Source organism: Ruegeria sp. AH12, assembly GCF_056541465.1.
The window spans coordinates 39,357-64,847 of sequence record NZ_JBQFYL010000015.1 but is presented as its reverse complement, the minus strand read 5'-3'; the positions used below and the strand labels follow the sequence as shown (position 1 = coordinate 64,847).

The following is a 25,491-nucleotide window of genomic DNA, read 5'->3' as shown; positions in this document are numbered from 1 at the left end:
GGGAATTTATCCGCGCATTTTGTGGCAGGCATTTTAGGACGACCGCTGAGCTTTTTTATGCGGATGCTTGAGCGATGGATTCGCTTGGCTTTATTGTATCGGATGCTTGAAAGATGACGTCGTGGCTGACTGATCTTGATGAAAGGTTGAATGACAGCCATTGGCGCGCGCTTTTTGGACGCGGTGTTGCAAGCGCCTTCCCGATCGGACGGCGTGGCTTCTTGCTAGCGGGCCTCGCATCGCTTGCCACCGCAGGCACGCGCTTCGAATCCCTGATGCTGGAGTTGCGGCACCAATCCCTAGTCATCAAACTGGGGGGGAATGCGAACGTTGTACCGCTTGGTCAATACGGTCACAAAGCAAGGTTTGAAGTGGCTCGCGATGGGAGCGCTTGGCGTTTCCGCGCATATCGATTGAATTCTGCACCACTCGCACCGGGCGCTGAACTCGATCTGCGTTTCTCACGACAAAGAGGTTCTTGGCATGTCGCAGGCAAGGGGGGAATGCTTGGCCCTGCGTCGGCGGTCCCGTTAACCGATTGGTTGTCCGGATTGACCGGGCTGCAATTCGAAACCGACGTCAATGTGGGAACGTTGCGCCACGTTAACCTCGGTCCAGGGCCAATGCGAATGTCGTTGTTCGCCGACGGCACGTGGCGGGGTTCCGCGCGAAATCCTGTCACGATCGAGGTCGACGGATTGCGGGTTCGCGCGATGTCAGTGCGCTGGGTACCACGAACGCCGCGCCGGGGCTGGGTCTTCCATGCGGACAATCCGGAAACGCTGGATGACACGAAGATCTCAGCGGCCTTGGGAGCTGAGCGGAATCTGCGAGTTACACCCGCGAACATCTCGCGTTTCGCAGTCGAGATCACCCGGGGTGCGCGTGCCTTGCTTTACATCCAGGGTGGTGTGCGCTTGCACTTCGACACCAGTGGCCGGGGCGCGGCTATCGAAATAGCCGATTCGAAGATGGTACGCGTTGTGTCGTTGCGCGAACGCCCCACACGTATCCTTGTTGACCTCGCCAACGCGACGGGAACGCTGGACCTGGAAGACGTGACTTTCGCGCTCAGAGGACGCAAAGACCGTTTCAGTGCCCTAGCGATACGCAATGGGAGAGCGGCGCCTTTTGACATGGAGCTCTTGCTTGCGCGCGCGTCTCTTCCGATCGAGGATAGCGACTTGGTCGACTGGGAGTTTCCAGCGACGCCGTTAAGGTTGAACGTTAGGTCAACATACCGGCCAAGCGAAGCGTCGTCCGAGCGTCTGTTCTTGGCCACCAGTGGAGACAACGAAGCCAGTTCTGGTGACCCGGTTCCCGGTTTCGATCCGGAAAACCCTGACGACCCGATCTCAGGCGTTATGCTGGGCGGAGCGGACGAAACTTTCACAATCGACGCTCAAAACTCGCTTCTACGCGTGCTGCGTTCCCGGGATCTCCTGGACCTGAAGTTCGGGTTTTCGGGCCTGTATTTCAGCGGCACGGGCGTTGCGGGTCAACTGCCTGAACTCCGTGTGCGCGGACAAGTCGAGGTGCCCCCGGCACTTGTCGTGCACTTCGGTGCTCAACACGTCTACGAGTGGGCAGAAGATGCACAGGTTCACGACGACGGTAGTGTCACTTGGTCGGACGGTGAAGGTCCAGACGAGATCGTTGAAGCGCGGGCGTCTGGTCCTAGCCGCCTGGTTTTCGACCTGGTCGACAAAGCGCGTATCCCGCTGACGGTTGGAGAACTCACGGCGTGGTCAGACCTGTCGCTTCGCGTCACCGGTAGGGCGTTCAAGCCTGGTAGCGATGTGCTTGAACAACTCGACTATGTCGGCATTCGTCCTGGAACTACGCGCAGCAAGGCAATGGAGTTGCTGCGTTCGTCAATCGAGGCGGACCGCGACCTTGAGGACCCGAACCCGGGCGGCGACCAGTACCTCGAAACCGTCCTCGAGCTTAGGTTCAATACCTTTGTAAGCCCATCCCGGGAAGGCTCGCACCCCGAAGCGGTTCAGTCGCATCCAGATGAACTGGCTTCACGCGGAGCGCAGTTGTTTAGTACCCGGCTGCGCCCGCGCAACGCGATGTCTTTGCCACCGGTAAACGGCAAGGAAGACGACGAAGATGATGCCGCGGACGACGACGCGGTAGCGGCAGCGACCCGGCAAGCGATTTCGCGAGAAGAACCCCACGATCTCCGAGTGGTATGGGCAAAGGGCATGGACTTGGGTTTCTTGTCCGGGCGGGCCATTCCAGAAGAAGATAAAGCTTCATGGACTAGTACGCGCGATGGGCGCAATTTTCCTGCTGCTCACAGCATGCAGGACGCGCGGGAATTGGCGATGAATACTTCGTGGGTCGCCCTAAACGCGGTCCTTGGCCTAGTGGAAGTTAAGAATCAAGACGTAGCCCAAGAGGACCCGAGCCTTGGTGAAGGGGAGAAGAAGTATCAGGCCGTGCCCGGCCAAGTGGTGCCGCAACCCGATGGGTACGCGTTCGTGGACAACGGCACCCTCGTCGATGGAAAGCGGCCACCGGATGCAGGTGTTGCCGTTGCCACCACGCTGGGCCACTCCCGCGTTGTGATGACATCGCAGGGGGCAAGCTTCGCGACGACCAGCGGGTTTACACCTTTTGCGCCATACTACCTAAAGAAAGTCGACCCGACGCTGGACGAGCCATCGCCTCCGGATGACTGGCACGCGGCAACCACGATGGAGAAGTTCGAAGCTTACTCTGTACTGGGGCGCGACATCAGGGTGACGGTTGCGAGTAAAGGGTATATGTTCCCCTTGGGCCATCGAGCCAGCCTCATAAAGCTGAGCGAGAGGATGTTTATGCCACACGCCTCGCGTAAGCCAGGCGCTCGAGAGCAGGATCCCACGTCCTACCTAGTGCGTCGACATTTCCTGGTCATCGGGCGACCAGACAAGGCATTCCCTTCGTTGGGCCAACCCTTTGATGGGCGCGCCGGACTTGCGCTTTCATCGATACGAATGCTTACGACGCGTTCACCCGACCTACTAAACCCGCGTACAGCAGTTCCTGGCACGGTCGCAGTGAATGGCCGGATCAAGACCGGGGCTCCGAGCGAGGCAGGGTTGGTTTTTTGGCCACGCATCAGACGTAAGTCAGCGGATACGCACGGCACCGATGTTTTTTTCGAGTACTTGCGTGATGACGAAGACACTCCCTTGAAAGCGCCACTCATATTCGCTGACAATGCGGCAGTTCACCACGCGCCAACAATGCGGGCGCTTGCCGAAATGTATCGATCGAGCGTTCCGGTCGAACAACGTCAGATTTTAGCGCCAGGTAAGGCGTTCAAATACGCCCCAGGAAGGCGGCGGGATGAGACTGCATTCGAGACTGTCGCCATCGACATGTCAGTCTCCGGCCGTGCTCAAGCAGACGACGAAACCAGTCCTGTCAAGCAAGGAAGTATTCCAGGCCTACCATCCGTTGAGAATTTCGCGATGGATGGGGTAATGGAAGGGGCTGACCAGCCACCATTTTATGGGGTTCTCGAGACAGCTAGGGCACGCGTGCAGTCGGTAAACCGGCTCCTAAGTCGGTCTGCGGGTACAGTAGAACTGGGTATGAACCCGCTCTACGTGGCGCACGGTTTCGACACCGTTGCCAATCCCTCCGAGGTCTTCCTCAATGTTAAAACACGAACCCTTTTTCTAGACCTTGCATCTGACGGCACTGCTTCGGGCGGCATAGCCAAGCCCAACATGCGCATTGCGCAGTTGTCGCGCACAGTGGGACCGATTGGCGGTCCGGCACTTCCATTGCCGACTCCTTCTTCCGGTGCGTTGCGCGGCATGGATTCGTATCCAGCCGAACGCGCTTCAAGCACCGCACTTGCTACCACGCCCGCAGAAGCTGGGCGTTTCGATCCACTCGACATGTTGGGCGGGGCTCTGAACGACGCGAAGATACTCGGGCTTATCTCTCTGAAGGACGTGTTGAAGGTTGTCAGCCTCGCCACTGGCGCGCCGAAGCTACTTGAATCGGTTGCCTACGAGTTCGGAGAAGCCGCAGGAGCGGTTGACCTGACCAACATCAAGCGCATTGCCGAGGAAACACTAGCTACGCTGGACAGGGTGATCGTCGCTTTTCTTGAGAGTGTGGATGCTGCAATTGCAAAACTTCAGTCCAGCGACCTGTCCTTGTCTGACTTCTACCCCGAACTCGACCGGGCTTTACATGCCGTGGAACCGGCTGGCCTTGGGCTAGTGACGCAGATTGATGAATCGATTTCGAAGGTCGGCGAGATTGACGATCCCAACGAGGCCAAGACAAGGCTGGCAAAGGAATACACAAAAATCACCGGAAAGATCGGGGAACTCGCCGCTGCCGTTGAGAGTGTTCGCAACGCTGCCGAAGCAGTGATCGACAATCCGGTCCCTGCCATTGTCGGAGAAACGATCACGCTCATAACGGCACAATGGAACATCCTGCGCGCGACAGTGACCGGAGACCTGCTCTCTGACCTTAAAGCCGATCTTGAGAGACATGTTAAGAATGGCCTACTCAACGAGTTGCGCAAGACGTTGCCTGTCCCGTCCCAAGCCAATCCAACATGGGAGCATTTTTATGCGGTCTTCTTTGGATTTCCGCGACCTTATCTTGACTCCACCGCGCAAGAGGAAGCGTTAAAACGGAGAAACTCCCAGCTTTTAGAAGAAGTTAAGGCGGACTACGCGTCGTTTGTCTCGGTAGATGGTCAGGAGCTGGGACAAGAGGTCACACAGCTGCTAAAGTATCACGGCGACAGCTTGGTTGCCCAGCACTTTGGATTGCCGCTTTCCAAAGCAATCGAGGCCTTGATCGCTTTCGAAAAAGCGTTGAAGGACTCGTCGGCAGAAGCGCGTGAAGCGCTGATCGGCAAACTAACTGACCTCGTCGTCAAGGCGACGCAGGCAATCCTCAACCTTGGTTACCTTCAAAGGGTCTCCGAGCTCCTGCAGGATGCACAAGACTTTTGCGAGAAAGCCACAAAGATATTGGTAGACGGCAGCGAGGGGCTGACAGCGGAGTTCGACCGAGCAGAAGTGGAGATTCAGAAAGTTCGATCTGCATTAGCAAGACCACGTATTCCTGCGCAGTTCGGCGATCTTGATGCCGCGCGAGCACGGGCGTTGATCGCAGCGAACGAAGTAATGGAACTGGTCGGCGAAGGACGCGGGCTCAATGGAGAACTGCGCGAAGCCATCGCGGGGAAACCATGCGCTAGTATCAGCGAACTGGATCCAGTGACACAGCTTTTTCGTTTGCGGTCCCGCGCCTTGGACCGGGTGCGCGATTTGGCATCTGCCATGGCGGACATCCAACGCCAGATCAAGGATGCGTTTGCGCAAACGGTGAATGCGCCGGAATCGCTCGTCCGAGGCGAACTCGACGCGATGGAAAAAGCGCTGAAAGATGCATTGTTGGCAATCAAGGGAGCGCTTAAGGCGCTTATAGGAGCGTCGGATTTCAAAGTCGAAGATTTCAAGACGGAAGTCGCAGCCCTTAAGACAGGCTTGGAGGTCTACAAGTCTGACCTCGGATTTGCTCTAAGTGAATTTGAGATTGCGTTCAAAAGCTTGAGCAATCGTATCGGAAGTATCGATCATACGAATCCTGAAGTTGCGGTCGCCGAGGTCAATGCAGTTGCGCAGGAAACGATCAACTTCGTAGCGAAACATAGCAAGCCGCTAGCAGGGTGGCTAACAATGTCCGGAGGCGAGGTCCAAGACCTTGTGAAGGGTTGGGCAAATTGGGCTGAGGAACAGGCCAAGGCGGTTTTGGAGATCGCGCTTACGGTCGATCGAACCGCTATTAGTGTTCTTGAAAATGTCTTGGACGCGATCCAGAAAAACCAGGGCCTCGAGATCTTGATCCGCGCCGAGGTGACCGAGGCGCTATCAAGTAGTCTCGTGGGCCTGCGCGCCGAAGAATTGAGGATTAGCGCGCTCGTAGCGACTAGTCCCTTCGACGTTTTCGCAGCAGGTATGTTCGTCAAGGGGTTTTGGGTCGAGAATCCACCGCCAGTTCTTGGCGCCGTCGCGCTCATGCAGAAGCTCGCTGACAGTCTTTTGAACGGCAGGCTGTCCGCACTTGTTGACTTGCGCGGGTTGAGAAACGAACTCGAGAGCGCAATACTCGACATCCTGCCGACCCGTGTGAACCTCAGCTACGACTGGGCGACCGAGATCGGCAACTACCCAGCCTCGAACCCGGTGTTTTTGATAACCCCCAAACAGGAACTGGACGACAGGTATTGGAAGGTCGATGGGCCAGTGTCGGGCGAGCAACTTCGCAAAAAGTTCTACCCAGTCGAAGACAAGCCGGCCCAAGATCACCTGATAATAGAGGCGGGTGCGGGCATTAACCTCGTTAACGGAGAGCGGGAGGCACGAGCGGAAGGCTACCTGCATCCGTTCACAGTCAACATTCTGCCAGGCTTTGCCGACATCGTCACCCTAAAGTTCTCGGCCGCCACCTTTGGTGCCGGTTCAGGCCGATCTTCCAAGTTTCGAGCCACGCCGGTGGATGTCACAATCGGCGATGACCTAAGTTACATTCAGGCGCTCGGCAGCTTTCTCTCGGGCGGGGGAGAGCAAGGGCCTTACTACGAGATTACCCTCTTACCGCCGACTGTCGAAGTTGGTTTCCGCCTTTCCCTTGACCAGGTGGTCCTTGGTGCTCTGATTTTCTACAATATTTCGCTCAACATTTCTGCCGAATTGCCGCTGGACGACCGCGATGCTCGGTTCCGTTTCACATTCGCAAGGCGCGAACTTCCCTTCATCATCTCGGTACCTCCATACGGCGGCGGAGGTCACGTGGGATGCACTGCAAATCTGAAGGGCATTGTTGGTTTCGAAGCCTCGATCGAGTTTGGTGCGATGGTCGGTTTGAGCTTTGGTCCGATCAAAGGATACGGCCAGATTACCGCAGGTATATACATTGCCAAAACCGCCGACGGCCTGACCATCATCCGCGGTTTCGTCAGAGCTCTCGGAGAGGGAACAATCGCAATCTTCTCCCTAGCCGTTTGTATTGAAATCGCACTCGAGAGCAAGAACGGTGAGATGACGGGTACGACGTTTATTTCCCTGACTTTCAAGGTGAAATTTGTCGAGTTCAACTATTCGTTCGACGCCGAGTACAATATTAGCGGTCGTAGCGAAGCAGAACGCAACGAGTACCGCCTGCACGCGGTTTCAGGTGAAGAAAGCCCAAATGCCACGGGAACCGTGACCGTGGATCAACCATCCGAGGTCGCGGCCTGGTCGCGGTATCGAAGTCTTTACGGTGCCAATCTCTTGAACAGGGGGTGGGACACTTGATCGAAGGCATCCAGATCACTGTGGTGCCTGACGGCTACACCATTCGCAATGACAGGCCCGTCTTGAACCTGGCTGCATGTTTCAAGCCCGGCGAGGGTTCGAAGGAAGCGTTGCTGGAGAATTGGCCTCAAACAATAGCTTCATTGGTGCCCCAGCTCGAATTGCGGACCATGACGAGAAACGGGGCTGGGTGGACGACACAGCAAGGAGCCGTTGGTGAACTGAAAACTGATTGGGTGCTCGACAAGAAAGCGCCGGCAAGGTGGAGCGAACTTTTCAAAGACGGGTTTGGCGAGCTTGTCGCGGCCGTAAACTTCACGACTTTGGTCGACAAGAACACTGGAAAACGCCCATGGTTCCGGGTGCGACCGGATGGTCGAGCGGCGCTGACCGAAGGGATCAGCGCCATGAAGGCTGCCGAGCTTGCGATTGGCCTTGTTGGCCGGGGCGTGCAGGATGAGGTTTTGAACGGTTCGGTGTCTCCTGATCGCCTGGTGAAAGTCACGCAAGAGCACGGATTAGGCTTGATCGCGGATCCATTGTCCTTGTCACTTGGAGCCGACGTTTTGGCCCGAACCGTGCAAGAAAGTCTGTTGGGTGCGACACGCCCTCGGCCGCCAGACACGGTGCGGGACGGAGACACTGACTACTGGCGGGTACTTGGTGATCGTGACAGCGTAAACGTTCGGGTCAGGCGCTTTGCAGGAATAGGCCTGGAGGAGGAGAATCCACCGGCCTGGTTGGAAACGGTTATCCAGACGGTGCGTGATCTCGAGATCGTTGATGGCAAGCGCGTCGGCTGGGTGCCCGAAGACGTTGTTCGCACTTTGATCGAGCGCGAGAAGTTGATTTTCGAGTACGAACAGTCCGAGCGAACCTTCGCGGAATCCGCTTGGGCGGATGTCTTGGCGGGAGATCTCGAAAAACTTCTGTCAAAGGAGGTGCAGGTTAGCCCGAACCCGAACCCTGGCCAAGTGGCACTGGACGTCATCAAGACGCTGGAGAATGCCGCGACGCTCCTGAGCGGTGCAGAGGAATCCAGCGCCTCGTTTCGTTCAGCTCTGGCACTCGAGTTGTTGGCCCAATCGCGGGCAACCCCGGCTTCGCGGGAAGCTTTGCGCAGTGCCTATGCCGCTACGGGCATGGAGTTCCACGCGTCTGACCAGTATCGGCGCTTCATGGATATCCGCGGTAACCCTGTTCTCGCGAAGTACTTCGGTCTCGTGATTGACTTCGAATGGGAATTGGACGCAGAGCTCGAAACTGACCTAATTGCCGTTCGCCTAGCGAAGCTGGGGGAGGTGACGCTTCAGGCCGAAGAAAAACCGTCCGCTATGTGGACCGTCGCCAAAGTTGATGAAGAGAAGGCAGACCGGTTGCCGAGCCTGGCCTTTCGACCGGCCTCCCTCGGCGATCTCGGACTGGGACTGAAGTCGCCTGCCGCGCTCCAGGAAGGGTTGGTCCACGTGGGTGTGGAGGCCGCAGATAGCAAGGAGGGAACACGCTTCCGGCTGATGGCGGTCGACGGAAAGCAGGGCCTGAACGCTTTTGCAAACGCTGCCTTGGCCGCGGATACCGCGGTGGGAGCGGGAGAGTTGACCAAGGCAATCAATGGAAACCTGCCGCCCCTGCGGACGACCGGACTCGAAGTTCTCGACACGGAACGTTGGGCTGAGGCAATCTCACAACAGGCCATGGCCGTGGTGGCTGATAAACTCGGAGATGGTTTCCTAACGGCCGAGATGCTCATGGTCGGTATCCGTTTTGATATAGGCATCAAGGTTGACGAAAATGACCCAGTTGAATGGTTTTGTCCTTACGAGCGGGACATCGATTACCGTTTTGACGGCAGGAAAACACCGCCCTACGATCTTTCCACGCGTAACTCGGGTGCTCGTCTTATTGAGCGAAGCTATGGCTACGCCGTTCCCAGCAACCGGCACAAGGAAGACCTGAGCATAGTTGCCCAGGAAACCGTGTTGTCCTGGGACGGTGGTAACCTTGGTCTTCCTGCGCGAAGGAAACACGACAGCAACGACACTTACGAGCCAGAGGGAAGCGGCACGTTGCCGTTGAGCATGCATGTAAAGTTTAGCAAGCGTACTCCCCGGAAAGGATCTCCCGAGGTCGGACGCGCGCGCGGTTACGCGTTGCTAAGAGATCGCTTCGGTTACTTCGTTGGTGGTCGCCCGGTCTATGTTCATCGCGGAGGACCGAGCCTGGCGGAAGCGTATCCGCTCTACGATACGGGAATGCGCATGGGATCGACACCGGACAAAGCGTTAAGATTCGGTGCAAAGGAACCAGTCCATCCTCCTGAAATCCTGCTGAGATCAGAGCCCTGGGAACCGCTTTTCCAGGCGAGGGACATGGCTCTGATGCCTGGGAGCAACGATCAGACCCTGGTTCTGCGAGATGGAGAAGCTAACATCGAGACCAACAACAACTTTTTGGAAAGCAGTCGCGCACTCCGTGAGAATCGCCGCGTCGAGCGCTACCTTGTCCCGCCCCGTGTTGGGCATCCAATTGCCAAGATCGGCGGCACTTTCGACCGTACATCCGGAAACGAGCTGGTCCCGCGCGGCATGTTCGACAAGCGCGGTTTCGACAGGGTCAGGTGGAGCGGTGGGTTCCCTGAAGCGATCGGAAGTGGCGCTACAAGAAAGCCAAAGCCGACAAAAACCAACGCAGAGCATGCTCTTAATCCCGGATCTCTCGTTAGGGAAGACCCGGACCTGGCCGCGCGGAGCGAGAGGCCATCGCGAGGTCAAGTCCTCCAGCCCGGAACTCGAGGTGTTGACCAGCCCTACTACCCCGACCCGATGGCGCAGGTTTGCTGCGTCCTGCCCTTCCGCCGGAACGTCCCGCTATTCGATCACTTGCAAAGGGTGCTTTATGCGCCCTCTGCGGCCGGTGAAGGGCCGGACAGGCGTGACGAAATACTACCGATAGTAATTCGAATGATCTCCGCGACCGAGGGGGAGCCGCTTTCCGTTGATCGTGACAAAACCGCCATTTATGGAGGGATGCCTGGTTTCGAAACACTGATCTACCGCGTCCCAAGAGGCGAGGAAGTAACACTCTGTTGCTGGTCTGTGCCCGAAAGCGCGAATTCACTTTCCAAGCATGGGCTTTGGCCTGTTTTTGAACAAGCTTTCACGATGGCGGATATCGAGTCATCGACCTACGTCGACATGGGAGAAGGCGTGCGGCATGAGAAAATACATGACCTAATGACACATTGGCCCATACCGGCTCTGAACGGGTACCGCACTTTGCGCCTCGTCAACGCCTTGCAAAAACCGTTGTTGGCGCCTTCGTTCGGGATCGGGTGGGAAGAAGCCACCAAAGGCGGGAGCGAGAATTCCCAATCCTACGTCTTGAAGGATTTCTCGGCAAAGGTAGAAGAAAAGATCGAAAACGGCGATCAACGTGACCCTGCTGAGATCGCTTGCCATGAATGGGCTGATTTCGTCGAGAAGCACCCTAATGATTGGCGCGAGGCACACGATCCAGGAGCGACGATCGCTTGGTTTGGGGGTGAGATCGACCTGCACCGCCCCTCAACAGAGCAGCTCGAATTCCAAGCCAGGTGGGACGAGTACGACGATTCGCCAACCCGCCCAATGCGCCGTGATGTTGATGATCCGTTGCGCCGTTTCAAGCCGCGTATCGGCCGATGGGGTTCGGTGGAAACGACCCGTCGATCAGTAAGCGAAAGTCCCATTGATCAAGACCAGCCCGTCGATCTCCTGACAAAGCTGGATGGTACTCCAGCTTGCTCGTATATCGACTTCGGTGACACCCGGGCGCGAAACGTCTCCCTCCGTCCTGTCGGTACCTCGCGCTTCGACTCGTTCTACAAGGACCCAGAAGCCGCCACCAATGAAAGCAGAGATGCAGAAGCGCCAACCGAGGGACGCAATCGGCACTTCTTCGAACGACCCGATGCTACGGACGAATTGGACGTTGGCGACGTACGCATCCTGCGAATCCCGGCGACCGCGCGACCGCCAAGCCTTTCGAAGGACGAAGATCCTTTACCGCTTTATCGTGAACAGAGAACTCAGGCCACTCTAACAGACCCCGCCAGTGGCGTGACTTATGTGGGCATACAGCTTTACCGTCAGGCCTTGATCCGGGTTTTCTTGAACCGGCCCTGGTTCGGCAGTGGTGAGGGCCAGAAGCTGGCTCTTCTTATGTTTCAGAACGAGGCGTTTCAACCTTTTGACGGCAACTCACCAAAAGGAAGCGGCAACGCGATTGGCCTCGAGGAACTACAAGGAAATCCGCTTCACTCTATTGTCACCATGCGCGGTCGCGATCCAACCTACTCTTCTGGAAGTCTACCGAATTTTTTGAATGGCGCCGACTTATTCGGACACGACCCAAGCATGGTTCGCCCGAGATTGTATTTGCCAATAGGTCCCGAACAGGCCAATAAGAACTTAGGTGGACCGAACAGTGTCGAGGTCGCGGCAGCCATATTTGACGTGGTCGCCGATCGCACGAGAGACATCTGGATCGCGGACATCGGCATCAAGGCACGTGAAACTTACATGCCATTCGTGCGCCTTGGAATTGCGGCCTATCAGGCGCAGTGCTTGCGAGGCTTGGAGCTGTCACCGCCCATGGTTATAGACACCCAAGTACCACCCGAGCGGTGGATCTCGGTCTCACGTAGTACATCCGCACCGGGTCGCCTGCGCATTGTGGTTGACGGGGCGGCTTTCCGCGCACGGGCCCCCGGAATAGAGTTGACTGAGCACGCTCACCTGGTAGCGCGACCTTGGCTAATTGTCAGATTTCTAGAGCGCAAACGCTTAACAGTGGTGGGTAAGCCGAGCCGCCGCGGATGGAAAATGCGCCTGGATATCCCGCCCGTCGAGCGTCAAGCCGACGACCCAGGAAACTCGATATCCAATCACCTATGGGAATTCGATGTTGACCTGCCGGAACTCGACCCTCGCCTCGAATACGCGCTGGCCATCGAGGAATTCGAAAAAGTCCCGGCCGACGGTAACCCGCTTGCTGATGCGAGGATGAAAAAGAATGGCGGTCTATACGTGGTCGAAGAATTCGGTCGAAGCACTGACGGGCTGTCAGCTGTCGTAAGGGGCAGTACAAGGACAGCCGCGATATTCGAACTGGACGATGTCGGCCCCGACATTCCCTTGCCGGGAAAGAATGGTAAAAAGTGACTCTTAATCATATGCGACGCGAAAGGAGACAAACATGGCGCTAGGTACAGTGTACGTCAGGAATGCGGACTCAGAGGATCTGTACGTCACCATCAAGGATCTGAACACGGCCGGAAATGACATCCTTTGGGACAAGAAGCGGCTAAACGAAGATGATACCCAAGCGTTAACCTGCGAAATTGACGGCGATTACCAGGCACACCTCGAGTGGACTGCGGTTTCTACGAATAACTCATCTGTCACGCATTCGGACACCGACAAGGTAGACGAAGGAAATACGCTGGAAGTCTATGCAAATTGAAACCAGCCATTAGCTATCGAGCGATTGGATCGAGATACTTGCTACGTTTGGGTCGTGGGATAGCAGGATAAGACGAGATTGATCCGCCTCGTCCACAGTGCTGCCCAGTCAAAACAAGACATCAAGAGGTACCATTATAGCTTAAAATAAACCACTCTTAAAACCGCCATTTTCGACACAGTTCGAAGTCAACGAAATCTAAGAATTGAAAGCGTATGAAATAAAGGAGATTAGACATGCCACCGAACGCAGGAGCACTGATAGAATCGGGTCCAGCATCCGCAAAGATTGAGGAAACGGTCACTGTAACAAGTTCGCACACGGCGCGGTTGACAAACACTACCGGTTCCACGGTCTCGTGCAGGATCACCTACCGGATAAGCCACGACCGCGGAGACGACAAGTTCGAAAGCGTAGAAACGCGTTCCGTTGGCGACGGCGATAGACTAAACTGGCGTGCCGTAGGTGAATTGCGTTTTTCACCCGCGGTTACGGGCCCACACCGCATGAAAGCTGAAACTATTATGGAATGCGGAACAGCGGGCGGTGACTCGGCGTCCTCGACAAATCTTACAATCCAAGTGAGCGCCTCATAGCCGATTCCAAGCATTAAGACGCCTTGGTCGAGTGCAACTCGAAATCTAGGCGCTGTGAGCCAATGCCAGTCCTCTGGCGAGCAGTCTTCGACGTGAAGAGCCGTACCACTCGCATAAATTCCGAAGTTCGATGCTGGGAATCGCAGAGATCCACCAGCGTTCTGTTGGGTCAATGTCGTGACGAAAAAGTCAATCATCTCTGACTTTCAACATATGCAGATCGAAAGTTGGCTTTTTGGCAGACTGCTAAGCTTACTTTTCGAACCGTTCTACAATTTCGGGAGGCAGCAAGTGTCGCCATTGCTTTGGCGTATTTTCCCAAATTTCCTCGTCGGAAACGGGCGCCGTACTAACCTGCATCCGGCTTTCTGTGCCAGCCAGGGTATCCTCAACATCGGTGATCAGGAGACTAGCGGCTAGCGGGATCGAGAGCGCCACCAGGGCCTGCAAATCATCAGCGCTCGGGGTGCATCCACCGGACTGGCAGCCACCTTGGTGGCTGAGCTGAAACAAGCTAGGGACGGCGATAAGAGCGGTCCATGAAATGCTGCTGACCCAAACGCATCGCATGACGCCCCGCCATTGGCCCCAAAAGCCATAGCCGCCACACAGACGCGACCAGACCCGTGCCATCAAACGAAGTCGCGTCACAATGGTCTTGCACATCGCCATGGTCATGTCGGAGGGTTCGCATCTTGCAAATAAACGCTGAGAAGGTTTTGACGTTGAGGGCGCGACACAAACCAGTCGATGCGGAGTTTGCCTTTGGGTGAGCGGTATCGCTGAGCGACAACTTTTCTCTGACCATCAATATCGGCCCACAGAATGAGGTCGTCTGGCATAGCCGAGGCGCTGGAATTGCGCGTGGAGGCAGTTTGTTTTCTAAGCATTTTGATCTCTAAGAAATTGAAAGTTGTTTTATCGTGACCGCCCTGGGTCATTGCGCTGAGGCGGCGCTTGCCCCACTTCGTCTCTGCGTTGGTCGATTTGATCCGCTTTGCGGTCCGAAAATTCTCGGTAGCCAAGACTTATGAGGCGCTGAGAAATATCTTTTTGGACTTCCTCGGCCGGCTTGATCTTCAAGCTTCTGATCGCCTGCGCAACCGTCGCTAAAGCCTCTTGCTCAATAGGATTCGTCTCACGCTCGAACGCGTTGAGAAGGCGTTCAACGGCATAGATCGTTGTGCCCATTTGCTTGATGTGCTCGGTGTCTTCGCGCGCCACATCGCGTTCGGATTTCAGGGCGCGAAGCAGTGCTTCGTCCTGATTTGCCCGCGTTCTCAGTTCCTCGATCAGAGCATGGGTGCGGTCGGCTGCGCCGCGAACCATGGCGTTGACGGTGGAAGATATACGCTGACGGTACTCTTCATCGGATTCGCCCCCGCGACCCATCATGCTGCTCTTTTGCCGAGCTGGGAGCTGAATGGTATCAGCCTCAGAGCGGTTCAGCGCTGCATAGTAGGATTTGACCCGTTGATGTTTTGCCTTGCTGCCCTGAACGCCCCTGACTAGGCCATGTGATTTTCCGACGCGCTCGGCAAAGTCGCTTTGCATTACGCGCAATTTGGATGCGCCCCCGAGAAAATGGCGAGCATTCAGCTTGCCTCTCGCATCCTTGGGCATCACCATGGCGGTCAGGTGCGGTGTGGTCTCGTCCCGGTGGATAACTGCCGACAGGATGTTCTCGGCCCCGTGTCGGGTTTTCAGCCAGTTAATGCTCTTGGCAAAGTACTCGTCTTGTTCTGACCGGCTCATGCGCGCCATCGCGTCAGGGCTGCCTGTGACCAGATACTCGATACCGACAACCGCATTCTTGCGTACTTTTTCCGGCGCGTTCGCTTTCCAGTCGTCCAATATCTCTTGGCTATTGTCAGGCCCGATGACGACCTGGTTTTGCGTTCGCCGCGCATCGTCAGCATTTGGTGTTTCACGTTCTCTGAACGTGTGTTGGAGGCTTGCGCCCATGTTCCCGAGTGTCTTGATCTTGGTCGTTCTCAGAATGACAAAACCACTGCCGTTGGCGGGGCCAGCAGGCCGTGGCTTGCCGTAGCCGCCTCCGCCTTTCGTTTTGGTAATGCGCCGACGATAGGCTTCATCCAGCGCTGATTTCTCTTCCAACATGTCTCTCACCTTCGGGAAATATCTTCGGGGTCCGGGGCAGACAGCCCCGGGTTTTCTTCGCTCAGCCTGCCAAGCGCCGCGCGCCAATACTCTACGCCTCGGCTATCGCAGCCCGAACAAACCGGAGCTGTGATTGCCATTCAGCGCTGCCCATTGGTGCAGGGGTGTGGGCGGGCAGCCAAAATCCGAGATGATGCTTGTGTGGAGACAAAGGCAGGCTGCGTTCGAGTGTCTGCATACCTGCGCATTCCAGTCGCTTATCCCAATCCCGAACAAAGCAGATGCCTCTTGGAACGAAGATCAATTGCTCGCTGCATGGCTGCGATGGATCGGATTGCCTTTCGTTGGGCAAATTCGGTTCAACCTCAGCCTTTTGTTCTTGGGATTGTTCTTCTTCTATATAGGAAAGCTCACTGGTGACCGCTTTGTGAGCCACCAGTGACCCCTTTTCGTCATCGCAAAGGCTCGCTGGCGACCCCTTTTTCTTTTGGCGAAACGGGATGATTTTGCAGGGCGCGCGAAGGTCATATTTGGTGAAGTTGCCAGCGCCGCGCCCCTCGGTACGAAACAGCCAGCCAAGTTCAACGAGCTGACGGATGCACCGCTTGATCGTCGCTAACGACAAGTTGCCGAGATATTCGACTAAGGTTTCCTGGGACGGGTTCAGGTCGCCGGTTTTGTCATTTGCGAACTGTACCGCTAGGGCCGACGCTACCACCTTCGTAGATGAGTTTACCTCGCTGCACTGCATGACAGCTTTGAGCCATTCAAACCGATTTAGTCTAGCCATCGAGACCTCCCGCGATTGCGGTTGGCGCGAAAACTTGGTAGCTTAACGGAGCAGAAAGATTTGCATTGCCGTTGAGGTGGGTGGCCGCCCCCTCAGCGGTTTTTTTGCTTTCTTGGGAGCCATGCGAGGTTCGTCAAAGCCCCAGAATGGCTAATGATTTCAGTGGGTGGAAATTTGAGGTTCGCCAGCGTAACCCTTTGAATTCTCTCTCTGCACGTAGTCCTGCACGGCTCACCACTTTTTCAAAGAACATGTTTGACGTGGCAATTCCGGGCCTGAACGATTGCGAACTGGCTTAGTGTGGAACCGGCTCACTCTGGCGGTTTGTACCCTTTGCCGAGTTGTTGGGATCCCTCGGCAGAATTCCGTTCTTCATCCCGTGATGCTCTGGGAATCATGTCATATTGAGATATGGTGCAGAGTAATGCCCTTGCTTTTGACCTGCGCGAAAATCTGACCGTTCTTGTCATACGCGTGAAGTCAAAAGTTCAGAAAAGGCGCGTTGATTCACAAACTCGAAAGGTGACCTATGTCTTTCTCCAGCTGCAATCAGATTTCTCGCCGCCAGTTCCTCGCCACGACAACAGCAAGTGTTGCGGCCATTACGTTGCACCCGTTCTCGGCGGCTGCAGCGAGCAACCAGGCACATCTGAGGATCATGGAAACCACGGACATCCACGTCCATGTCTTCCCCTACGACTATTACGCGGACAAACCCCGCGATACGGTTGGCCTGTCCCGCACCGCGTCGATCATCAATGAGATCCGGTCAGAGGCGACGAACTCTCTGCTGGTCGATAATGGTGACTTTCTGCAGGGCAATCCGATGGGTGACTACATCGCCTATGAACGCGGCATGAAAGAAGGTGACAGCCACCCGATCATCAGTGCCTTCAACACGGTTGGATATGATGCCGCGACCCTGGGCAATCACGAGTTCAACTACGGTCTGGAGTTTTTGGACAAAGCCTTGGCCGGGGCCGAATTCCCGGTTGTTCTGGCCAATGTTGCGAAGGAAAAAGGCGCAAACCCGCGCGATGACAAGACCTTGATGAAACCCTACGCGATCCTGGATCGTGAGATTGAAATGGGTGACGGCACCAAGCATCCGATCAAGATCGGGGTGATCGGCTTTACCCCGCCGCAGGTCATGAACTGGGATCGCAAGCACCTTGAGGGCAATGTTGAGGCGCGTGACATCATCGAGACCGCGCAAGCCTATGTGCCCGAGATGAAAGAACAGGGTTGCGATCTGATCATTGCGCTGTCGCATTCGGGGATTGGCGAGGCCGCTCATGCGGACGGGATGGAGAATGCTTCGGTCGTGCTGGCCGGGGTTGATGGCATCGACGCGCTGGTCACCGGCCACAATCACCTTGTCTTCCCATCACCGACCTTTGCAGATCGCCCCGGCATTGATGTGGAAAAGGGCACGTTGATGGGCAAGCCCGCTGTCATGGGCGGCTTCTGGGGCTCGCATCTTGGTCTGCTTGATCTGCTGTTGGAGCGGGATGGAAATGAATGGCGGGTGGTCACCACTACCTCCGAGGCGCGTCCGATTTCCAAACGCAACGAAGATCGTTCCATCACTGCCTTGGTGGGTGACGATCAGACAGTGCTCGACTCGGTTGCGCAGGATCATGATGAAACGCTGGCCTATGTTCGGCGCGCTGTTGGCAAAACCTCGGCCCCGCTGCACAGCTATTTTGCGCTGGTCGCGGATGATCCGTCCGTCCAGATCGTCTCAATCGCGCAGAAATGGTATGTCGAAGAGATGATGAAGGGCACCGAGCACGAAGGCCTGCCCATTCTGTCAGCAGCGGCTCCGTTCAAGGCCGGTGGCCGGGGCGGTCCTGAATACTACACCGATGTTCCGGTCGGTGATGTGGCGATCAAAAACGTGGCTGACCTGTATCTGTACCCCAACACGGTGCGTGCGGTGCGTGTGAACGGCGCTCAGGTCCGGGGCTGGCTGGAGCGGTCGGCGGGCATGTTCAATCAAGTTGAAGTTGGTGCAGAAGATGCGATCCTGCTGAACCCGGAATTCCCGTCCTACAACTTCGACGTGATGGACGGCGTGACCTATCAGATCGACCTGTCACAGCCCTCGCGCTTTGGACCGAAAGGGGAAGAGATCAACCCAGATACCGCCCGGATCGTGAACCTTGCCTTCAACGGTGAGCCGGTCACAGATGACATGGAATTCATCATCGCTACCAACAACTATCGTGCCTCGGGTGGGGGTTCCTTCCCTGGCGCGTTGGGTGATACGGTCGTGTTCGAAGCGCCCGATACCAACCGCGATGTGATCGTGCGCTACATCGTCGAGCAGGGCACCATCGATCCGAAAGCAGACGCCAATTGGTCCTTTGCGCCGCTTGAGGGCACTACGGTCCTGTTCGAAACTGGCCCCAAAGCCCGCGATTACATGGGCGATGTCAAAGGGGTCACGATCGAGGATGCCGGCGAAGGTGCAGACGGGTTTGCCGCGTTCCGGATCAAACTCTGACGCTTGATCTGATTTAACGACCTTGTTCGCCACCGTAGTTCTTTGCGGTGGCGGAAGACCTACAGGAAGTTGTCGGCCTCTGTCATGAATTCCTTTGCGTGGGTATAGGTCACTGCATGGCCTGCGCCTTTGATCACGTGGCTCACACGGTTCCGATTCCATCGGTCAAGGCGCCTTTGCGCATCAGGATGGGGTATGGTGCTGTCTTGGTCTGCAAAGATCGCCAGAACTTTCACGTGTGAATCTGCAATTGCCTCATGCTCGGCCCTCATCTTTGCGCCATTCCGAGTCCAAAATCTCCATACCCAATCTCCTTAAATTGCTTCGGCATGTTCCGGCCGTCGCTGTGATTGTTATCTACAAAGCGCAATGGTGGATGGGGCGTTCCGCCTAGAATTGGGTCACACCGACTCAGGTGCGGGTCGAACACTTCCGTAAGCACGGCTTGGTTCAGCTCAATACATTCACTCAAATCGACCATTGCACGGCTTTCGGCAACGGCTCGTCTGATCAGAGTATACCGGATCAAAGAACACGGCAAAGAGATCACAGATCAGATCAAAAGCTTGACATTTGTTTCATTTAATCTGATATTTCTGTTATGACAGAAATTATTGACATATCGAAATCCAACGCCTCCAGCCAGTTCATCCTGTATTGGGGCGATATGGGGACTCAGTGGGGGGTCAATCGGTCGGTGGCGCAGATCCACGCGCTGCTGTTCCTCAGCACCAAGCCGATGAATGCGGAACAAATCTCCGACGCGCTTGGTATCGCACGTTCAAATGTGTCGAACTCTTTGAAAGAACTTGTCAGCTGGCGTCTGATCCGGCGGGTGCCGATTCCGGGTGAGCGGCGCGAACATTTCGAGGCCGAGACCGACGTTTGGGAGATGGTGATCCGCATCGCGCAAGGCCGCAAAGAGCGAGAGATTGACCCCGCTGCTGCAGCCATACGCACATGTGTCGCGCAGGCTGAAAGCGAAAGTGGGCTAGAGCCGGAGGTGCTGCAGCGTATGCGGGCCATGCAGGATTTCCTGAGCACGGCTGACAAGTGGTATCACGATATGCTGACGGTTCCTCGGCCTAAGCTGATCATGCTTATGAAGATGGGCAGCAAAGTCGCCTCATTCCTGAAGCTTACAGGGGGCAAGCCAAGCGGCTAAAAATTTTGGCCTCTAATTTCTCTTCTGACGGAAATAACAGAATGTTCGAAAAACACGAAGTACAACCCTTTCAAAACGTGCAGCCTATTGAGACTGATGTCAAAGCGCAGCCATGTGATCGGCACAAAAGGGATACCCGTTTCTTTGAGCTGTTGGGGCAAGACGGATGGAACCGATTGCCCGCGGCGATCAGGCGGCGCTTTAGCAAACGATTGTCGGGCGGTGCCAGTCTTGTCTATCAGGGTCGCGTGTCCGAAATGCAGATGAATCTGGCTGGGCGTTTCCTGGCTTTTGTCATGCGAGCCATAGGCGCGCCGCTGCCGTTTGATCGCACATCTGCCGGGCGCTCTGCCGTTGTGGTTGTTACCGAAGATGTTGCAACCGGGGGTCAATTCTGGATTAGGCAATATGGCCGGTCCTCGGGGTTTCCGCAGATTGTCAGCAGTTCCAAACGCTTCGACGGCCCGACCGGGTTAGAGGAATACATTGGCTATGGCATCGGAATAGCTTTGCGGTTGCAAAGCACCCCAAACGCTTTGTTGTTCATCAGTGACAGCTACTTTGTGAAATTGGGTCGCTGGCGCATTCCTTTGCCCAAATGGGTGTGCCCAGGCAATCTGGTCATCGGGCATGAAGAACTGGGTGATGGGCAGTTCAAGTTCACACTGGCACTGACTCATCGGCTGTTGGGCTCGGTCGTATATCAGGATGCGGTCTTCTTCGATGCCGAGATCGTTGAGGCGACCGATGGCTGACCTCAAAAACCACACCATGAAGGTTGTGATCATCGGTGGATATGGTGTCTTTGGTGCGCTGACTGCTCGTTTGCTCGCGCGCGACGGGCATCAACTGTGGTTGGCCGGGCGGCAACCTTCGAAGGGTCGCGCCCTTGCCCGCGAACTCGGGGCAGAGACCCTGACGGTCGATATTCATTCATCGCCCGAGGTCATTTTTGACGTCGCGCCGGATGTTGTCATCGATGCGGCGGGGCCGTTCCAACACTATGGCCTGGATCCATATCTTGTCCCGCGCTTATGTATTCAGCACGGCTGCCACTATCTGGATTTGTCCGACAGTTCAGAATTCACAATGGGTATCGCGGGGCTGAACGCACACGCAGAAGCCGCAAATGTCTTTGTGCTTTCGGGCGCGTCCAGCGTACCGGGCCTGTCCTCGATAATCGTTGAGGATTTGATCGACGGGCTGGACAAGATCGACCTTATCGACATTGCAATACTGCCGGGCAACCGGGCGCCGCGCGGAATGTCGGTGATCAAGAGCATTGTCAGCGGCGTTGGCCGCCCCTCACAGGTTCTTCGGGATGGTAGTTGGCAGACCGTGCGGGGCTGGACAGATCGCAAAATCTACTCGCTTGCGCCGGGGTTGCGGCGTGCTGGGTATTTCGTGGACGTCCCCGACATACACCTGCTGCCTAATAGAATTGCGGCTTCAGCAGTTATGTTTCGGGCGGGTTTGGAACTGGCCGTGATGAATGCGTCGCTGTCCGCATTGGCCTGGTTCCGCCAACGCTGGCGTCTTTCCCTGCCAGACTTGGCCTATTCCGCGCTCTACTGGTTGTCGAAAGCGCTCTATCCGTTCGGAACAGATCGCGGGGGGATGCAGGTGCATGTCACGGGGCGAAAGAACGGTCAGAGCATCACCCGTACATGGACTCTGATCGCCGAGGACGGAGATGGCCCGTTTGTGCCGGGTATCACCTGTCGTGCAATCCTGCGCGGGACTGTCAAACCGCGTTCAGGTGCTCGCCCGTGTTTGGCTGAGATACCCAGACGTGTTGTTGAAGACGCCATGAGCGATCTGGCGATTGCCATTCGGTTGGACGAGACGGTCAAACCCAGCACTTCTTGATCGGTTTTTGCGAAGGAATTATCTGGTCCAGATGACAGTTCAGAACAACAACAGTGTGGTTCGAAAACGACTTTGGGCGCTGGCAATCTTCATTGGAGCGCTATGGGCGATACAGGTCATCAACTGGGCGCTAGGCTATCGTTTGAACCTGGCCTTCGGTTTGATCCCCCGGCATATCGGCGGGATTGACGGGATCTTTGGGATGCCGGTTCTGCACGCCAGCTTCTCTCATCTCATGTCAAACACACCGCCACTTGTGTTGATGGGCACGTTGCTTGCGCTGACCGCAACGCGCGCGCTTCTGTTGGTGAATGCCGTCATTATCGCCCTGGGCGGCGCGCTCGTTTGGCTTTTTGGCAGCAACGCCATCCATATCGGCGCATCTGGTCTGGTGTTTGGATGGTTCGGGTTTCTTGTTGCGCGTGGTGTGGTCGACAGGTCTCCGGTTACGCTCGGGGCCGCCCTCTTGGTGGCTTTGGTCTATGGTTCGATCATCTGGGGTGTTTTGCCCGGCCAACCCGGCATTTCGTGGGAGGCGCATCTGTTTGGTGCCCTGGCCGGAGCCGTTGCAGCCCTTGTGATCCGCACCCATGTTCATGCGCCGCGTATCGGGAATGTCGAACAGCGATAGGGGTGTCCGGTAAGGGCGACTGGCAGAGACATGCTTGGGGTCTTCTTTGGCTCGATTCCAAAAAAATCCATGCTGATTGCGGGCTTGCCGACCGGGTAAGCATTTAAGATCGAGGGTGGGGTTGAATTCAAGTCTCATATGATACATCTGTGTCTCATGAGTGTAATTCGTCCAACCACCAAAGATGCCATAATCGAAGCCGCGTTCGAGGTTTTTTCGAAGAACCAGGCCTCCTCACTTGGCGATGTCGCACAGCATGCCGGTGTGGGCCGTGCGACGCTGCATCGGCATTTCCCCGGACGGCCCGAACTGATGCGCGCCTTAGCAAAGATCGCAATAGCCGAACTTGATGAAGCCGTTGAACAGGCCACGGCAGGTGCAACAAGCTATGAAGAAGGCTTTCGGCTGTCACTGCACGCAATTGTTCCACTGGCAAACCGTCAGTTGTTCTTAGCCAATGAAGGATTGGAAGCAGACCCTGAAATAGCCGCAGCCTATGAAAAAGGTTTGCAGGAGCTTCGACGCGATGTCGACGCGGCCAAACAAGAAGGCGCGTTTGACCCGAACGTTCCAACTGACTGGATTGTTGAGGCCTATGAAAACCTCATCTACGCCGCCTGGTCCCTCGTGCGGTCTGGTGAGGCTACGGCCAAGCAAGCTGCCGATCTGGCCTGGCGGACACTTTCCCAAGGATTGAAAGGAGGGGCGCAATGAACCTCGAAACCCTGACCACACAGATCGACGAGGTGTTCTTTCTGATTGGCGCTGCGATCTTGTTGATCGAAATCGCCGAGATGATTTTCAAAGGCGATTTCAAAGCCAAGACCTTTGGCGAAATGCTAGCAAGCGCATCGACCCAGATCCCGTATCTGTTGGTCGAAACCTTTGTTCTAACTGGGGCCTACGGGCTGTACTGGATCATCTCTCAGGGTCTGCCATGGGCTATCCCCGTGACGTGGTGGAGCGTGATCCTGGTGATTGTGCTGGCCGACATCACCTATTATTGGGAACACCGGATTGCCCACGAGGTGCGCCTGCTTTGGACCCAGCATGCGGTGCATCATTCCTCACGCGATATGAACATCATCACCGGTATCCGGTTTGGCCCGCTGGAAGGTGTATGGTCCCTGATCGCCCATATTCCGTTGGCCCTGATGGGGTTTGCACCCGAGGCGATTGTGTTTGGCGTGATCGCAGTGCTGGCTTATCAGACATGGCTGCACACGGAACTGATCGGCAAGCTGGGGCCGGTTGAATATGTGATGAACACGCCGTCTCATCACCGTGTCCACCATGGGTGTGATGACAAGTATCTGGATAAAAACTATGGCGGTATCTTCATCATCTGGGATCGGATTTGGGGGACATTCCAGATCGAGGAAGAGACCCCCCGCTATGGCCTGACACGCGATTTTGACAGCCAGAACCCGATCAAAGTCTGGTTCTCGGAATGGCCGGACCTGATCCGGGATATTGCCCGGTCAAAGAGCATCCGAGAAGCTTTCTCTACTTTGATCAGGCCGCCGGGCTGGGAGCCGAACAAGTGATCAGACGCGGGGTTGCAATGGATCGCAGAGATTTCATAGCCGCAGCATTGGGTGCCTTGACGTCTGGTTTTGTGCCCATTGCCGGGGCTGCACAAGGCACACGTACTGCAACCGGATACATCCGAACAAATTGGAGCCGCGATCCACATAGCCTTGGGTCTTATACCTATCTTGCCAAAGGATCGTGGCGTAAGGATCACGCAGCCCTTGGCCGTCCAGTCGGTGATCGCCTGTTTTTTGCGGGCGAGGCCACGCATCCATCCTATAACAGCACGGTGCATGCCGCCTATGAATCCGGGATTATCGCGTCAGAGGCGGTTTTTGAAACAGGTGCCAAAACCGTAGCCATCATTAGCGCAGGGATGAGCGGCCTTGCCGCCGCGGATGCGCTAACAAGGCACGGATATGATGTCACGATCTGGGAAGCGCGCGACCGTATCGGTGGGCGCATCTGGACCGACAATCGCCTTGGCGCAGCACTTGATCTGGGCGCGAGCTGGATACACGGCACCGATGGCAATCCGCTAACCCAGCTTGCGAAATCACAGGGTGTATCAACCCTGGCAACGACGGATAGCTATATCATTCGTGGCAGTGATGGGCGCGAAATACCGGATGATGATACCCCTGATTGGATTGATAATGTTGTGTCCGTTCAGCACAGCGCTGGCGCGGACAGCGCCGAGATTAATGTCTTGGCCTATCTGCGGGATACCGATTATGGCGGGGAAGAGGTGGTCTTCCCGGGAGGCTATGCACAGCTGCTCGATGCGTTTGCCAGCGATTTCGACATCCAGTTGAACCGCGAATTGGCGCGTGTCGAGTTTGATGGCGAAGGGGTTCGGTTGGAAGATAAGACCGGGCAATCGGACAGGTTCGACACAGTCATCGTGACGGTTCCGTTGGGTGTGCTGAAACAGGGTTCGATCACCTTTTCCCCGCCTTTACCAAATAAAAAGCAAAGCGCCATCGAAAGTCTTGGTATGGGGACGTTAGACAAGGTGTATCTGCGGTATGAAGATGTCTTTTGGGATGCCGACAATACATGGATCATAACGCCGGAAACCGGTTTGCCGCAGGGCCAATTCAACCAATGGCTAAACCTTTATCCCTATACCGGGCAGCCGATCATCATGGCCTTTAACGGCGCACAACCTGCGCGGGACCTGGCGAAGTTGTCTGATGCAAAGATTGTCGAACGCGCTCAGAGAACACTCGACACTGCATATCCGATTTTTGATTAGCGGTCGCCGCACCTGTGCACGGCTTCGCATTCTCTTAAATCTGGCGTTCCCAATCTTTGTTCAACAGCGACGGCCAGTTTCAAAAGCTGCGCTGCAGAGCTTTCTATTTCCGCCCAGTATTGTAATAAGTTCTACCAAACCGAATAGCGGCATCATGACAGGTGATTGATGACGCCTACAGAT

15 protein-coding genes are annotated in these 25,491 nt (G+C 55.9%); 11 read left to right on the top strand and 4 right to left on the bottom strand.

The window, feature by feature from the left end:
- The first annotated feature begins 113 nt into the window (after positions 1-113).
- Genes ACR0EL_RS17875 through ACR0EL_RS17865 form a run of 3 tightly spaced genes read left to right on the top strand, consistent with a single transcriptional unit; the run spans position 114 to position 12,836 of the window.
- Positions 114-7,334 carry a hypothetical protein gene (locus tag ACR0EL_RS17875; protein ID WP_480501417.1) on the top strand — a complete coding sequence of 2,407 codons (7,221 nt, stop codon included), beginning with the start codon at positions 114-116 and terminating at the stop codon, positions 7,332-7,334.
- Positions 7,331-12,535 (top strand): hypothetical protein, encoded by a 5,205-nt coding sequence (locus ACR0EL_RS17870; protein WP_480501416.1) that lies wholly within the window; start codon positions 7,331-7,333, stop codon positions 12,533-12,535. The genes ACR0EL_RS17875 and ACR0EL_RS17870 overlap by 4 nt, the downstream gene beginning before the upstream one ends.
- Positions 12,536-12,569: 34 nt before the next feature.
- Complete coding sequence (locus tag ACR0EL_RS17865; protein WP_480501415.1) at positions 12,570-12,836, top strand: hypothetical protein; 267 nt, start codon at positions 12,570-12,572, stop codon at positions 12,834-12,836.
- Between the two features lie 848 nt (positions 12,837-13,684).
- Here ACR0EL_RS17865 and ACR0EL_RS17860 read toward each other — a convergent pair.
- The 3 genes from ACR0EL_RS17860 to ACR0EL_RS17850 all read right to left on the bottom strand — a co-directional run bounded on the left by ACR0EL_RS17860 (position 13,685) and on the right by ACR0EL_RS17850 (position 16,343).
- Entirely contained in the window at positions 13,685-14,110 is a 426-nt protein-coding gene (locus ACR0EL_RS17860; protein ID WP_480501414.1) for a hypothetical protein, read from the bottom strand.
- Between the two features lie 240 nt (positions 14,111-14,350).
- Positions 14,351-15,553 carry a MobV family relaxase gene (gene mobV / locus ACR0EL_RS17855; RefSeq protein WP_480501413.1) on the bottom strand — a complete coding sequence of 401 codons (1,203 nt, stop codon included), beginning with the start codon at positions 15,551-15,553 and terminating at the stop codon, positions 14,351-14,353.
- Positions 15,554-15,644: 91 nt separating this feature from the next.
- Positions 15,645-16,343, bottom strand: a complete 699-nt coding sequence (locus tag ACR0EL_RS17850; RefSeq protein ID WP_480501412.1) for a helix-turn-helix domain-containing protein — start codon at positions 16,341-16,343, stop codon at positions 15,645-15,647.
- A gap of 529 nt (positions 16,344-16,872) precedes the next feature.
- On the opposite strand from ACR0EL_RS17850, the gene ACR0EL_RS17845 reads away from it, so the two are divergent.
- Complete coding sequence (locus ACR0EL_RS17845) at positions 16,873-18,852, top strand: bifunctional 2',3'-cyclic-nucleotide 2'-phosphodiesterase/3'-nucleotidase (protein WP_480501411.1); 1,980 nt, start codon at positions 16,873-16,875, stop codon at positions 18,850-18,852.
- A gap of 59 nt (positions 18,853-18,911) precedes the next feature.
- Here ACR0EL_RS17845 and ACR0EL_RS17840 read toward each other — a convergent pair whose 3' ends face one another.
- Positions 18,912-19,124: an alpha/beta fold hydrolase gene (locus ACR0EL_RS17840; protein ID WP_480501410.1), complete on the bottom strand. Its 213-nt coding sequence runs from the start codon at positions 19,122-19,124 to the stop codon at positions 18,912-18,914.
- A 329-nt stretch (positions 19,125-19,453) separates the two neighbouring features.
- On the opposite strand from ACR0EL_RS17840, the gene ACR0EL_RS17835 reads away from it, so the two are divergent.
- From ACR0EL_RS17835 to ACR0EL_RS17805, 7 genes are all read left to right on the top strand, one after another.
- The gene (locus ACR0EL_RS17835) at positions 19,454-20,017 is read left to right on the top strand and encodes a GbsR/MarR family transcriptional regulator (RefSeq protein ID WP_480501409.1); all 564 of its coding nucleotides are present in this window, start codon (positions 19,454-19,456) and stop codon (positions 20,015-20,017) included.
- 41 nt (positions 20,018-20,058) lie between these two features.
- On the top strand, positions 20,059-20,772 hold the full coding sequence (locus ACR0EL_RS17830) for a DUF4166 domain-containing protein (protein ID WP_480501408.1): 714 nt from the start codon (positions 20,059-20,061) through the stop codon (positions 20,770-20,772).
- The gene (locus ACR0EL_RS17825; RefSeq protein WP_480501407.1) at positions 20,765-21,886 is read left to right on the top strand and encodes a saccharopine dehydrogenase family protein; all 1,122 of its coding nucleotides are present in this window, start codon (positions 20,765-20,767) and stop codon (positions 21,884-21,886) included. The genes ACR0EL_RS17830 and ACR0EL_RS17825 overlap by 8 nt, the downstream gene beginning before the upstream one ends.
- 31 nt (positions 21,887-21,917) lie before the next feature.
- Positions 21,918-22,517 carry a rhomboid family intramembrane serine protease gene (locus ACR0EL_RS17820; protein ID WP_480501406.1) on the top strand — a complete coding sequence of 200 codons (600 nt, stop codon included), beginning with the start codon at positions 21,918-21,920 and terminating at the stop codon, positions 22,515-22,517.
- Positions 22,518-22,673: 156 nt separating this feature from the next.
- Positions 22,674-23,231, top strand: coding sequence for a TetR/AcrR family transcriptional regulator (locus ACR0EL_RS17815; RefSeq protein ID WP_480501405.1), 558 nt, complete (start codon positions 22,674-22,676; stop codon positions 23,229-23,231).
- Positions 23,228-24,064, top strand: coding sequence for a sterol desaturase family protein (locus tag ACR0EL_RS17810; RefSeq protein WP_480501404.1), 837 nt, complete (start codon positions 23,228-23,230; stop codon positions 24,062-24,064). Before ACR0EL_RS17815 ends, ACR0EL_RS17810 begins: the two co-directional genes overlap by 4 nt.
- A gap of 17 nt (positions 24,065-24,081) precedes the next feature.
- A complete protein-coding gene (locus ACR0EL_RS17805) occupies positions 24,082-25,308 on the top strand; it encodes a flavin monoamine oxidase family protein (RefSeq protein WP_480501403.1) in 1,227 nt (408 codons plus the stop codon).
- Positions 25,309-25,491: the final 183 nt, after the last annotated feature.

What these genes read in the sequence shown, in the direction of transcription:
- ACR0EL_RS17875 (WP_480501417.1), top strand. Translation starts at nt 114, where the DNA reads ATGACGTCGTGGCTGACTGATCTTGATGAAAGGTTGAATGACAGCCAT.
- ACR0EL_RS17865 (WP_480501415.1), top strand. Translation starts at nt 12,570, where the DNA reads ATGGCGCTAGGTACAGTGTACGTCAGGAATGCGGACTCAGAGGATCTG.
- ACR0EL_RS17860 (WP_480501414.1), bottom strand. Translation starts at nt 14,110, where the DNA reads ATGACCATGGCGATGTGCAAGACCATTGTGACGCGACTTCGTTTGATG.
- mobV (WP_480501413.1), bottom strand. Translation starts at nt 15,553, where the DNA reads ATGTTGGAAGAGAAATCAGCGCTGGATGAAGCCTATCGTCGGCGCATT.
- ACR0EL_RS17850 (WP_480501412.1), bottom strand. Translation starts at nt 16,343, where the DNA reads ATGGCTAGACTAAATCGGTTTGAATGGCTCAAAGCTGTCATGCAGTGC.
- ACR0EL_RS17845 (WP_480501411.1), top strand. Translation starts at nt 16,873, where the DNA reads ATGTCTTTCTCCAGCTGCAATCAGATTTCTCGCCGCCAGTTCCTCGCC.
- ACR0EL_RS17840 (WP_480501410.1), bottom strand. Translation starts at nt 19,124, where the DNA reads ATGAGGGCCGAGCATGAGGCAATTGCAGATTCACACGTGAAAGTTCTG.
- ACR0EL_RS17835 (WP_480501409.1), top strand. Translation starts at nt 19,454, where the DNA reads ATGACAGAAATTATTGACATATCGAAATCCAACGCCTCCAGCCAGTTC.
- ACR0EL_RS17830 (WP_480501408.1), top strand. Translation starts at nt 20,059, where the DNA reads ATGTTCGAAAAACACGAAGTACAACCCTTTCAAAACGTGCAGCCTATT.
- ACR0EL_RS17825 (WP_480501407.1), top strand. Translation starts at nt 20,765, where the DNA reads ATGGCTGACCTCAAAAACCACACCATGAAGGTTGTGATCATCGGTGGA.
- ACR0EL_RS17820 (WP_480501406.1), top strand. Translation starts at nt 21,918, where the DNA reads ATGACAGTTCAGAACAACAACAGTGTGGTTCGAAAACGACTTTGGGCG.
- ACR0EL_RS17815 (WP_480501405.1), top strand. Translation starts at nt 22,674, where the DNA reads ATGAGTGTAATTCGTCCAACCACCAAAGATGCCATAATCGAAGCCGCG.
- ACR0EL_RS17810 (WP_480501404.1), top strand. Translation starts at nt 23,228, where the DNA reads ATGAACCTCGAAACCCTGACCACACAGATCGACGAGGTGTTCTTTCTG.
- ACR0EL_RS17805 (WP_480501403.1), top strand. Translation starts at nt 24,082, where the DNA reads ATGGATCGCAGAGATTTCATAGCCGCAGCATTGGGTGCCTTGACGTCT.